10 protein-coding genes are annotated in these 12,151 nt (G+C 47.9%); 9 read left to right on the forward strand and 1 reads right to left on the reverse strand.

All coding sequences use genetic code 11. The features are described 5' to 3' along the window. Positions 1-138: 138 nt before the first annotated feature. On the reverse strand, positions 139-1,449 hold the full coding sequence (uraA, locus tag E0698_RS23200) for a uracil permease (RefSeq protein ID WP_192513038.1): 1,311 nt from the start codon (positions 1,447-1,449) through the stop codon (positions 139-141). Between the two features lie 268 nt (positions 1,450-1,717). Between uraA and E0698_RS23205 the strand changes: the two genes are divergently transcribed. The 9 genes from E0698_RS23205 (at position 1,718) to E0698_RS23245 (ending at position 12,090) form a co-directional block, all read left to right on the forward strand. Further along, positions 1,718-3,895: a RelA/SpoT family protein gene (locus E0698_RS23205; RefSeq protein WP_192513039.1), complete on the forward strand. Its 2,178-nt coding sequence runs from the start codon at positions 1,718-1,720 to the stop codon at positions 3,893-3,895. 138 nt (positions 3,896-4,033) lie between these two features. Continuing rightward, entirely contained in the window at positions 4,034-4,480 is a 447-nt protein-coding gene (gene dtd / locus E0698_RS23210) for a D-aminoacyl-tRNA deacylase (protein WP_192513040.1), read from the forward strand. A 41-nt stretch (positions 4,481-4,521) separates the two neighbouring features. Then, on the forward strand, positions 4,522-4,746 hold the full coding sequence (locus E0698_RS23215) for a hypothetical protein (protein WP_192513052.1): 225 nt from the start codon (positions 4,522-4,524) through the stop codon (positions 4,744-4,746). Positions 4,747-4,906: 160 nt separating this feature from the next. Next, positions 4,907-5,413, forward strand: coding sequence for a type 1 glutamine amidotransferase domain-containing protein (locus E0698_RS23220; RefSeq protein WP_192513041.1), 507 nt, complete (start codon positions 4,907-4,909; stop codon positions 5,411-5,413). 62 nt (positions 5,414-5,475) lie between these two features. Continuing rightward, positions 5,476-5,949, forward strand: coding sequence for a hypothetical protein (locus E0698_RS23225; protein WP_134913065.1), 474 nt, complete (start codon positions 5,476-5,478; stop codon positions 5,947-5,949). A 687-nt stretch (positions 5,950-6,636) separates the two neighbouring features. After that, positions 6,637-7,881, forward strand: a complete 1,245-nt coding sequence (gene hisS / locus E0698_RS23230) for a histidine--tRNA ligase (RefSeq protein ID WP_134913066.1) — start codon at positions 6,637-6,639, stop codon at positions 7,879-7,881. Between the two features lie 152 nt (positions 7,882-8,033). Then, complete coding sequence (aspS, locus tag E0698_RS23235) at positions 8,034-9,812, forward strand: aspartate--tRNA ligase (RefSeq protein ID WP_134913067.1); 1,779 nt, start codon at positions 8,034-8,036, stop codon at positions 9,810-9,812. A 155-nt stretch (positions 9,813-9,967) separates the two neighbouring features. Next, the gene (locus E0698_RS23240) at positions 9,968-10,717 is read left to right on the forward strand and encodes a tRNA threonylcarbamoyladenosine dehydratase (protein ID WP_134913068.1); all 750 of its coding nucleotides are present in this window, start codon (positions 9,968-9,970) and stop codon (positions 10,715-10,717) included. A gap of 74 nt (positions 10,718-10,791) precedes the next feature. Further along, positions 10,792-12,090, forward strand: a complete 1,299-nt coding sequence (locus E0698_RS23245; protein ID WP_192513042.1) for an NCS2 family permease — start codon at positions 10,792-10,794, stop codon at positions 12,088-12,090. Positions 12,091-12,151 lie beyond the last annotated feature (61 nt).

Consider the following 12,151-nt stretch of genomic DNA (forward strand, 5'->3'; position numbering starts at 1 on the left):
TGTTGTTTGAAAATACAGGCAGTATGATAAAAAAATCGCCGCTCTCCATATGCTATGGTCAACACGTTTTGCCGTTTGGCAGGTTGTGTTCATTCTTAGCACATGGAGTCGGCGATTTTTAATATGATGAGACAGGCATCAATCCGGTGTTTTTTCTGTCAAGGGTTCTTGAGTTTTATCATTGGACCAGCCAAGAACTTCAATCAGCTTGAAGAACAGGCTAAGGATAATGCCAATAATCGTAGCCAGTGCCATACCTTTCAGGGTAACAGCGCCCCAAGTGAGTGTAGCACCGCTGATTCCAACAACAAGTACAACCGTAGCAAGCAGCATGTTAGTCGGCTTGGCGAAATCAACTTTTTGCTCCACAAAGATTCTCAGACCGGAGGCCGCAATGACACCGAACAGCAGCAAGGATACTCCACCCATGACCGGAGCCGGGATATTGGAAACAATCGCCGAGAAGGTGCCTGAGAAGGACAGCAGGATGGCAATGACAGCGGCTCCGCCAATGACCCATACAGAGTACACTTTCGTTAATGCCATGACCCCGATATTTTCACCATAGGTTGTATTGGGTGTCGAGCCGACAAAGCCGGAAAAGATAGTAGAGATACCGTTACCCAGCAGCGAACGATGCAGTCCGGGATCTTTGGACAGCTCGCGTCCAACAATGTTGCTGGTCACAAGCAAATGCCCGATATGCTCCACGATAACCACCAGAGCGACTGGAAGAATTGTCAGCATAGCCGAGGAGTTAAATATTGGAGTAGTAATTGCAGGGTGTCCGAAAAAAGGAGCGTCCGCAATTGCTTGCGTATTTACCATGCCCATAAAATAAGCGAGCACATACCCCACCACGATACCAATCAGAATATGAATGATTTTGGCAAACCCGCGAAACAGCACGGCTCCCAGAACAGTGACCCCTAGTGTAACAAGGGAAAGGATAATGGTTTTGGGATCAGGGGTCCAGGCTTTGGTGGGATCGGCATTGATAATGCCCGCCATGCCTGCTGCAACCGGAACCAGCTCCAGACCAATCAGCGCCACGATGGAGCCCATAACAGCTGGTGGAAATACTACGTCCAGCCAACGGGTTCCGGCATATTTAATGACAAGCGCAACGAGACAGAAAATAATACCTGTAACAATGAAAGCGCCGAGAGCCATGGCATAACCATTGCCACCGGGGTTATTTTTAAGCACGAGACTAACTGGAGCGATAAAAGCGAAGCTGGAGCCGAGATAGGCAGGAATCTTGCCACGGCAGATCCAGATGTACAGCAATGTGCCCATTCCGTTCATAAGCAAAATCATGCCGGGATCGACACCGAAAATATTCGGTACCAGCACGGTACTGCCAAACATGGCAAACAAATGCTGTACGCTGAGCAGGAACCCGGGTCCTGCCGGAAGCTTTTCATTAACTTGAATTTCGCGTTGCAACGCAGTTCACTCCTTAGTTCTTTCAATTATTCTTATATACATTAATTACTTTTCGTATTTTTTTCAATATAATTCGTTTCATTTCGCCAATAATCCTGATTTCATTGAACCGAGTGTGTCGGAATGACACGACAATGCCAAACCTGTAATAGTTGACGTGTGACGTGGTAACCGTCATAATTATAGGAAATCACTTTTAAAAGGGAACCTTTGCGCGACATGATCGGCGGGTTCCATTTTGCATAGAAAGGACACGGAATAGAGCAGAATGGGGATAGAGCAATTACTTAAAAAGGCTGGGGCCTATACCAGAGAAGCAGATCTTATCCGCATCAGGGAAGCCTACGATTTTGCCGAGCAGGCCCATTCAGGTCAGACTCGCAAGTCCGGTGAACCTTATATTCTGCATCCGCTTGCGGTTGCTGATATCGTCGTTAATATGCAGATGGATACCATCTCCATTATCGCCGCTCTTTTACATGACGTTGTGGAGGATACGACGGTGTCTTTGGCGCAGATTCGCGAGTATTTTGGCGATACATGTGCGATGCTTGTCGATGGTCTGACGAAGCTGGAGCGTATCCAGTTCCGTTCCAAGGAAGAACAACAGAACGAAAATTATCGAAAAATGTTTATTGCCATGGCACAGGACATTCGCGTCATTGTCATCAAGTTGGCGGATCGTCTGCATAACATGCGTACCTTGAAATACCAGTCCGAGGAAAGCCAGCGCCGGATCGCTTATGAAACGTTGGAAATTTTCTGTCCGGTTGCGAACCGACTGGGTATTTCAGCGATTAAATGGGAAATGGAAGATATTGCTTTGCGCTATCTGAATCCTCAGCAATATTATCGCATCGCCAATTTGATGCATAAGAAGCGGGCAGAGCGGGAGCAGTTTATTGATAACGTTATAGAACGCATCGCTGAGAAGCTGGAAGAGATGGGCATTCAGGCCGATCTATCCGGGCGTCCCAAGCATATTTACAGTGTGTTTAAAAAAATGACGACGAAAAACAAGCAATTCAATGAAATATATGATTTGCTGGCGATTCGGATCATTGTGGATAACATTAAGGACTGCTATGCCACACTGGGCATTATCCATACATTGTGGAAGCCGATGCCGGGGCGGTTTAAAGACTATATCGCCATGCCTAAGGCCAACATGTACCAGTCCCTTCATACGACAGTAGTAGGTCCGAATGGCGAACCTACCGAGGTACAGATTCGCACGGTGGATATGCACCGTACTGCTGAATTCGGGATCGCGGCTCACTGGGCCTACAAAGAAGGCAACGGATCGAATAATACCAATTTTGAGGATAAAATCACCTTTTTCCGCGAAATTCTGGAGCTGCAAAATGAGGCGAAGGACGCGTCGGAATTTGTGGAATCGCTCAAAATGGACTTTTTCTCTGACCTTGTTTTTGTATTTACGCCAAAAGGTGAGGTTATTGAGCTGCCAGCCGGATCGGTTCCGCTGGACTTTGCTTTCCGCATCCATACTGAAGTCGGGAACCGCACAATTGGCTCCAAGGTCAACGGAAGAATTGTGCCGCTGGACTATCGGCTTAAAACTGGCGATATCGTCGAAATTATGACGTCCAAGCATTCTTATGGACCTAGTCAGGACTGGCTCAAAATTGCTCAGTCCTCTCACGCGCGCAGTAAAATCAAGCAATGGTTCAAGAAGGAAAAGCGTGAGGAGAATGTCGAAAAAGGCCGTGAGAATCTGGAACGCGAGCTGAGAAAACGCGATATAGAGCCTTCGGTGTGGATGAGCGACGACAAGCTTCAGGAAGTTGCGCAGAAGTTTTCTTTTAACGATATCGAGGATATGTTGTCTGCAATCGGTTTTGGTGGGATTACAGCAGCGCAGGTCTGCACACGTCTAACAGAAAAGCTGCGCCGGGAGCAAGAAGAGGCACGACTGATTGAGTTGACGTCTGAGGTCAAGGAATATAAACCGCAGGGCGAACGGAAAAAAACACCGACCAATGGTGTCAGCGTCAGAGGCGTCGACAATTTGCTTGTACGTTTTGCACGATGTTGTAATCCCGTGCCGGGAGACGACATCATCGGTTATGTAACACGTGGACGCGGCGTATCTGTTCACCGCACGGACTGTCCTAACATCCCTTCGGGTACGGGCGAAGATCAGGCGCGTGTGATTGAGGTTGAGTGGGAAGAAGCCGCAGAAGTAAATTACAGCGTCGATATTGAGATTACGGGTCATGATCGTAATGGCTTGTTGAACGAGGTACTACAGGCTATTTCCGAAAATAAAACCAGCTTCTCAGCCGTTACAGGCCGTACGGACAAAAATAAAATGGCGATGATTCACATTACGATACTCATTCGCAATACGGATCATTTACATTCTGTTGTAGAGCGGATCAAACGGGTGAAAGATGTATACACCGTTCACCGGATTATGCAATAACCCTTGTGGACGTGAAAATAGGTTTACAGCCTTTGTAACGAAGTTTGGGTATAAAGACCCGTTATGTCGCTAAAAGAGACGTGAGCAGCCTGTAGGTGGCTTTTACAGGGCAAGGATAAAGGAGACAGCGGACAGGCGATGAAGATTATTATTCAACGCTGTAAAGACGCTCAGGTAACGGTTAATCAAAAGGTGGTCGGCAAGATCGGAACCGGATTAATGCTGCTGGTCGGTATTGGTCAGGGAGATACGGCGGCCGATGCCGTTTATTTGGCGGATAAAACAGCGGGATTACGTATATTTGACGATGCTGATGGTAAAATGAATGACAGCGTTCTGGATGTCGGTGGAGCCATTTTGTCTGTCTCTCAATTTACGTTGTATGGTGACTGCCGTAAAGGAAGAAGGCCTAACTTTATGGGGGCGGCCAAACCGGAGGAAGCAGAGAAGCTGTACGATTTTTTCAATAGTCAGCTTCGTGCGAAGGGTTTGGAGGTCGAGACGGGAATTTTCGGGGCCATGATGGATGTGTCGTTGACCAACTGGGGTCCGGTGACGCTGATTCTGGATAGCGAACGGTCGTAGTAGAGCTGAGTAGCATAAAATGACCGTTCAGGGGGACGATAATGTCATCCCGGCTGGTGATTAGCCAGGCGGATAGCCTTAAGGGTGACAGGAGAGACGAAGCCATGCGTCAAACCCCAAAAGTAGACGGTTATCGAACCGCTGCACTTCTTTTTCCCGGTAGTATTCAGGAGTCGACCAGCCTCACTCGTGAGAGTGACACGTTATTACAGCATGTCGCAGTAGCTATAGACAAGCCGGGTCGTGGTGCTTTGCCGCGCAGGTAGGGAAGGAGCCGAGAGGCTCCTTTTTCTTTTTCACTGCTTCGAATTGTTATAAAAACAGATCAAGCGGGTAATAACAAAGCGTGGTAGACAAATGAAAATTTGTCACAAACTTAAATTACAACTCATCTTGAGGATAACCGGAAAGGAGATCTGAACGATTATGAGTAAAATTGCGTTTTTGTTGGCTGATCAATTTGAGGATTCCGAAATGCAAGTGCCTTACGATGAATTAAAGAAAGCCGGGCATGAGGCGGATATTATCGGTCTGAAACAAGGCGAAAAGGTGAACGGCAAGCAAGGTAAAGCAAGCTACACCATTGAAAAGGCCATTGGGGATGTGGAATCAAGTGACTATGATGCTGTTGTTATTCCCGGCGGATCATCCCCGGAAAATCTGCGTCTGGATGCGTATGTTCTCAAATTCGTGACTGAAATTAACGAGGCCAAGAAAACGATTGGGGCGATCTGCCATGGTCCGCAAATTTTGGCGAGCGCTGGTTTGTTACAGGGACGAACGATTACAGCTTATCCTCCTTTGAAAGATGACTTGATTAACGCGGGTGCCCATTTTGAGGATCGCGAGGCGGTTGTGGACGGTAACTTTATAACGTCTCGTACACCTAAAGATGAGCCTGCTTTTGTGCGTGAGCTCTTGAAGGTGTTGTAATTTTACTGTGAATGCTTCTGTAAATGTATGCCAGTACAATTCCCATTTGAGGAGGATTTGATATGGCAAAGCAGATTCAGGCTTATTTTCGTACGGAGGATGAAGCTGAGGGTGCCAGAGCGTCGCTCCAAGCCTATAGAACGGAACATTTGGAAGTAGGCGCGCTGGATGATGCACTCGGCAGGGACACGCGGGTGTTGATCCCGCTGGTTCCCTATAACAACACTGGTGCTGTGGGCACGTTAGGGGCTGCAGGTGCAGCAATACCCGCCGCTGGCGCTTATGGTGAGAACATTATTCCAGAGGTGGAGAATGGCGAGGCTGACCGTGGCACTGCACGCAGGGATTTGAATGAAGACCGTAGCAGGACGACGGATCACGACACAGGCCTACTTCATGCGACAGACGCCTACATTAACGGTGATCAGGATGAATTGCGGTATGTATTGTCCGCGAAGGTGAACGATGCTGACTACGATGAGGTCGTTCATAAGCTCCGTTCCAATCGCGGTTATATAGCACAATTATTGGATTAAAGCTGAAAAAACCGTCACAAGCTTGTCGATAAATTGAGGAATTCAGATGTTATAGAACGGCTGTAATACAATTGTAATATTCGAAACATCATTCCTTAATATTCGTTGTTTATAATAACAGCATGACCCCCTTTTAATATATCTTTTGAACCTGCGGACCGTTTCCGCAGGTTATTTTCTTTTTATAGGGACTTATTTGTCTTATTACGGGGGAAAGTCTTGACTTTGTCGAAGCAGTTCATTAAAATCATAAAATAATGAAATTGATTTGATGACGGGACCAAGTACTCCGAACCCACAAGCGCAGAGAGGAATTTCCAGGCTGTAAAAATTCCCTTGATGAGCGGACGAATGACCTCCCCGAGAACGGGCGGCGAACAATTGAGGAATACCTACTGAAAGTACATTGCAACTGTGCCGACAGCGGAGATCCTGCATAATAGCCGTACTGCGCGTTACGGGCGTTATACGTATGAGCGGAGTCAGTGTAATGCTGACGGGCAATGAGTGATTCTTACGCTGGTTGTCTGGGTAACTCCGGAATGTGGGTGGTACCACGGGTGATTCGTAAACGACAATCTCTCGTCCCTGTTAATTTAACAGGGCGGGGGATTTTTTGTTTTATATTGAAAAGTGGAGCAAGAAAAAAGCGCACAATAAGAAATACAACGACGGGGGGATACGTTAATGGCCTTTCAAAAACCGACGGGAACACAGGATTTGCTGCCGGGCAGTGTAGAAAAATGGCAATTTGTCGAGGAAAAAGCCCGTGAGATTAGCCGCCGCTTTAATTATCGTGAAATCCGTACACCGATGTTTGAGCAAACGAATTTGTTCGTTCGAGGTGTGGGTGAAACGACGGATGTGGTGGAAAAGGAAATGTACACCTTTGAGGACAAAGGGAAGCGCAGTATGACTTTACGTCCGGAAGGGACAGCAGGCGTGGTTCGCTCCTATGTGGAGAACAAGCTATACGGGGAGCCGGATGTGACGAAGCTGTATTATATCGGTCCAATGTTCCGCTATGAGCGTCCACAGGCTGGACGTCAGCGCCAGTTCCACCAATTCGGTATTGAGGCTTTTGGTGCGGTAGATCCTGCACTGGACGCAGAGGTTATCGCTTTCGGGTATCAGTTCTGCCGTGAGCTGGGTCTGAAAGGGGTAAAGGTGGAAATTAACTCAGTCGGCAATGCAGCCAGTCGTGCAGCCTACCGCCAGCATCTGGTGGACTTCCTGTTGCCGATCAAGGATACGTTGACCAAGGAGAGCCAAGCGCGTATTGAGCGTAATCCGTTGCGAGTGCTGGATAGCAAGGATGACCAGGACAAATTTGGCGGTGCGCCTTCCATTTTGGATAGCTTGGACGAGGAATCCCGCACACACTTTGAGAAGGTGAAGCAAAATTTGGACGCTATGGGTGTGGAATATACAGTCAACCCGCGCTTGGTACGGGGACTGGATTATTATACGTTGACCGCGTTCGAATTCAAAGCTGAAGGGATTGGAGCCATTGACACCATCGGTGGAGGCGGACGCTATAACGGACTGGTTGGCGATCTGGGCGGACCAGATCAGCCGGGTATTGGCTTCGGTATCGGACTGGAGCGGATTCAGCTAATCTTGGAGCATCAGGGTATCGAATTGAACGAAGCCAAGCCGCTGGATGTATATATGGTGGCATTGGGTGAAGCGGCAGAAACGGAAGTGACCAGACAGCTGTTCAAGCTGCGTCAAGCCGGATTTTCCGCAGAGCGAGATTATCTGGGTCGCAAAATGAAGGCACAGATGAAATCAGCAGATCGTTTTAAAGCACGGTATACTGCGATTTTGGGCGAGGATGAGCTGGTACGAGGTGAAATTGCACTGAAAAACATGGAAACTGGCGAGCAGCGTACCGTCAAGCTGGATCAACTGGTGGAAGAGCTGGGATAAACCCAGACCATCTTTTATTATCATCTGTGATGCAGTAAGCATGAGAGACAACAAATATGTATTGAAGTAATCGAGTAACATTCAGTCGGGTGGAACTTCCTTCGGCTGGTCAGATAGCATCAACCACTAAAACATAAACAGGAGTGTGTATTATGAAAAGGAGTCATCAATGCGGCGCATTAACCCATGCGCATATCGGAGAAACAGTTACATTGAACGGTTGGGTACAAACCCGTCGTGACCTGGGAGGCGTACTTTTTATCGACCTGCGTGACCGCAGCGGGATTGTACAAATCGTGTTTAACCCGGCATATTCCGGTGACGCGCTGCAAATTGCGGACCGTGTTCGTAGTGAATACGTACTGGAGGTTACGGGTACAGTGGTCAAGCGTGATGCCGAAACCATTAACGCGAACCTGCCTACAGGTGAAATTGAAGTACGTATTACGGAAATTGAAGTATTGAATGCAGCCAAAACACCTCCGTTCTTCATTGAAGATGGCGTAGAAGTAGACGAGTCGCTGCGTTTGAAATACCGTTATCTGGACCTGCGCCGTCCGGAAATGCACCAGACGTTGAAACTGCGTTCCAAAGCAGCAAAAGTATTCCGTGACTTCCTGGACGGTGAAGATTTCATCGAGGTAGAAACGCCAATTTTGACGAAAAGTTCTCCGGAGGGTGCACGTGACTATTTGGTGCCAAGCCGTGTGCATGAGGGTGAGTTTTTTGCATTGCCGCAATCGCCACAACTTTACAAGCAATTGTTGATGGTGGGTGGCGTAGAACGCTACTACCAAATTGCACGTTGCTTCCGCGATGAAGACTTGCGTGCCGACCGCCAGCCTGAATTTACACAGGTCGACATTGAGACCTCCTTCATGCAACAGGATGACTTGCTGCCCATGATGGAGCAACTGATGGTGAAGCTGTTCAGAGAGACGGTTGGTGTTGAACTGGAAACTCCGTTCCAACGGATTACACATGCCGATGCAATGGACAAGTACGGCTCTGACAAGCCGGATCTGCGTTTTGGCCTTGAGTTGATTCATGTCAATGATATCGTGGCAAGTAGCGGTGTGAAGGTATTTGCTTCTGTAATTGAAAAAGGCGGCGAGGTTAAGGTCCTCAATGCTAAGGGCTGTGGCACATGGAGCCGCAAGGATATTGACGATCTGGGTCCTTATGCTGCACGTTACGGTGCCAAAGGTCTGGCTTGGATTCAAGTGAAAGAAGGCGAATTCAAGGGGCCTATCGTTAAATTCTTTACACCGGAAGAAATCGAAGCTCTGAGAGAGCGTACGGGAGCTGAAGAAGGCGACTTGCTGCTCTTCTCTGCGGATAATAAAAAAGTAGTCGCTGATGTATTGGGCGCGCTTCGTCTGAAAATTGGCCGTCAACTGGGTCTGATCGACGACAACGTATACAAATTTGCATGGGTTGTAGACTTCCCGCTGCTTGGCTATGATGAAGAACAAAAACGTTATGTAGCAGAACACCATCCGTTCACTCGTCCGAAGGACGAAGACCTTGCCGTCTTGGACACAGACCCAGGTCAAGTTCGTGCTCAGGCCTATGACATCGTACTGAACGGCTACGAAGTGGGCGGCGGCTCGATGCGGATTTACAAACGTGATGTTCAGGAGAAAATGTTCAAAGCTCTTGGCCTGTCGCCGGAAGTAGCTAATGAAAAATTCGGCTATCTGTTGGATGCGTTCGAATATGGTACGCCTCCACATGGTGGTATTGCCTTCGGTTTTGACCGTCTTGTGATGCTGCTTGCGGGTCGTACAAACCTGCGCGAAACCATTGCATTCCCGAAAACAGCCAATGCAACAGATTTGCTGATGGACGCACCGTCCGAAGTGGATCAAGGTCAATTGGAGCAGCTTCATATCCGTCTTGCTCCGAAGCCAGTTACTCCTAAAGCTTAAGACGAACGTTTGCTTTTACAATTGCCCTACATGGGCTTGTGAATAGTTTATAAAATGCCATGAACCCGTTACCCTCTTATGGATAATGGGTTCGTGGTTTGTATGCATGAAGTTCAAGCATAGTGTCTAAATCAGTGAGGGAGGATATGTACCATATGTTGCATCAATTTTCACGAACAGAGCTGGCCATCGGGACTGAGGGTCTGGAGGTTATGAAAAATAGCACGGTAGCCGTGCTGGGTATCGGCGGTGTCGGCTCCATTGCGGTAGAAGCGCTGGCGCGGACCGGTGTTGGACGCATCATTTTGATTGATAAAGACGTCGTAGATATTACCAACATTAATCGCCAGATTCATGCGCTGACGACAACGGTAGGTCAAAAAAAGGCCGATCTGATGGTAGAGCGTGTGAAGCTGATTAACCCTGAATGTGAAGCGATTGCACTGAACATGTTTTATACGGAAGAAACGTATGAGGAGCTGTTCAAGTACGATCTGGATTATGTGCTGGATGCCTCGGATACGATTATTTATAAAATTCATTTGATCAAGGAATGTCTGAAACGGGGGATTCCGATGATCTCCAGTATGGGCGCTGCCAATAAAATGGACCCAAGCCGTTTTCAGGTGGCGGATATCTCCCAAACGAAAATGGACCCGATTGCCCGTGTAATCCGTACCAAGCTGCGCAAGGAAGGCATTACAAAAGGTGTCAAGGTCGTATACTCCGATGAGGAACCGATGAAGCCGCGTGAAGAGATTACGAAAAAAATCGTACCTGCGAACGCACCTGAGATCCGGAAGGCGAAGCAGCCGCCTGCGAGCAATGCTTTTGTACCTCCCGTGGCAGGATTGATCATGGTTAGTGTAGCTGTCAAAGATTTGTTAAACAAGGCTGGAGTGTAAGTCTGAAAAATAAAACGTAGTACGTTTCTAGCTTTGCTGCAAACAGATCGAACAAATTGCTGGAGGGTTTTGGTATGAAGGGTGGACTATGGTCCAGAAGCCTCGGTTTCAAACCCGAGCATCATTGGAAAAAGGAAGTGGCCGCTGGTGCCATTTCCTATTTTTCCGTTGTATATATTGTAATGGTCAATGCCACCATTTTGGCAGATGCCGGGATTCCATTACAAGGGGCAATGCTGGGGACAATTCTCACATCCATGATTGGCTGTCTGCTGATGGCTTTTGGAGGGAAATCCCCCATGGTCGTTGTGCCGGGGATGGGGATCAATGCCTTTTTTACGTATACGCTCGTACATTCGATGAAGCTGAGCTGGCAGGAAGCATTGATGGTGGTCACCATTACAGGTATTATATTCTCCGTTGTTGCATTTACGTCCTTGTACAAGCTGATTAGCCAGGCGATTCCTCATAATTTACAGCACGGAATTACGGTAGGAATTGGTTTGTTTTTGACCTTTATCGGATTGCAAAAAAGCAGCATTGTAATTGCTCATCAAACGACTTTTGTCGCGATCGGCCATTTTAATGACCCGAAGGTGATCACGGCTTGCGTAACATTGCTGCTCGCTATTGTGTTATTTGTGCGCAACGTTCAGGGAGGGCTGCTAATTAGTATTTTGGCAGGAACAGGACTTGCCTACGTGCTGGGGGCTGTAGAACCGACAAGTGGAGTGCGAACCTCCGAAACAGTGCGGCAGTATGGGCAACTATTTGGCGAGTTATCCTTTTCAGGTATCGTTTCGATAGCCTTCTGGATCGCTGTTTTTTTGCTGCTGCTCATTGTTCTGTTCGAAAACATCGGGATGATTGCTGCGCAGACCAACATGATCGGAAGACCGGATACGTTCAAGAACAGCTTGCGAGTGTTGGCGGTAACCAATATTTTCGCCGGTATTTTAGGGAGCAGTCCGGCGGTAGCGGCGGCGGAATCCACGGCGGGTATTGCAGCAGGAGGCCGCTCAGGGGCTACGCCGCTGGTCACTGCCATTTTATTCGGGGCAACCTTCTTTTTCATTCCGTTACTAGCTTATATTCCTGATAGTGCCATTGCGCCCGTGCTCATCATCATTGGCGGTCTGATGGTACAAAATGTCCGTGAGATGGATTTTAGTGATTTTACCGAGGCGTTTCCTGCATTTCTGGTCATGGTGATGATGCCCTTTACGTATAGCATTGTAGACGGAATGGCATTTGGCTTTATTGCTTACCCCGTAGCCAAACTGGCAGCAGGGCGCGGCAAGGAAGTGCCTGTCGCATTGTATATCATTTCCGTATTGTTTGTGGCTAACTTTGTGCTTCATTCTCTGGTGTAGTAAACTCAAATTTAGGCTGTACTGTTCATACCCGCGCACAGCGCGGGTGTTGTTGTTTGGA

Source organism: Paenibacillus sp. 23TSA30-6, assembly GCF_014858585.1.
Taxonomy (GTDB): Bacteria; Bacillota; Bacilli; order Paenibacillales; family Paenibacillaceae; genus Paenibacillus.

Coding starts and splice junctions, on each gene's coding strand:
- E0698_RS23205 (WP_192513039.1), top strand. CDS start 1,718: ATGGGGATAGAGCAATTACTTAAAAAGGCTGGGGCCTATACCAGAGAA.
- dtd (WP_192513040.1), top strand. CDS start 4,034: ATGAAGATTATTATTCAACGCTGTAAAGACGCTCAGGTAACGGTTAAT.
- E0698_RS23215 (WP_192513052.1), top strand. CDS start 4,522: ATGTCATCCCGGCTGGTGATTAGCCAGGCGGATAGCCTTAAGGGTGAC.
- E0698_RS23220 (WP_192513041.1), top strand. CDS start 4,907: ATGAGTAAAATTGCGTTTTTGTTGGCTGATCAATTTGAGGATTCCGAA.
- E0698_RS23225 (WP_134913065.1), top strand. CDS start 5,476: ATGGCAAAGCAGATTCAGGCTTATTTTCGTACGGAGGATGAAGCTGAG.
- hisS (WP_134913066.1), top strand. CDS start 6,637: ATGGCCTTTCAAAAACCGACGGGAACACAGGATTTGCTGCCGGGCAGT.
- aspS (WP_134913067.1), top strand. CDS start 8,034: ATGAAAAGGAGTCATCAATGCGGCGCATTAACCCATGCGCATATCGGA.
- E0698_RS23240 (WP_134913068.1), top strand. CDS start 9,968: ATGTTGCATCAATTTTCACGAACAGAGCTGGCCATCGGGACTGAGGGT.
- E0698_RS23245 (WP_192513042.1), top strand. CDS start 10,792: ATGAAGGGTGGACTATGGTCCAGAAGCCTCGGTTTCAAACCCGAGCAT.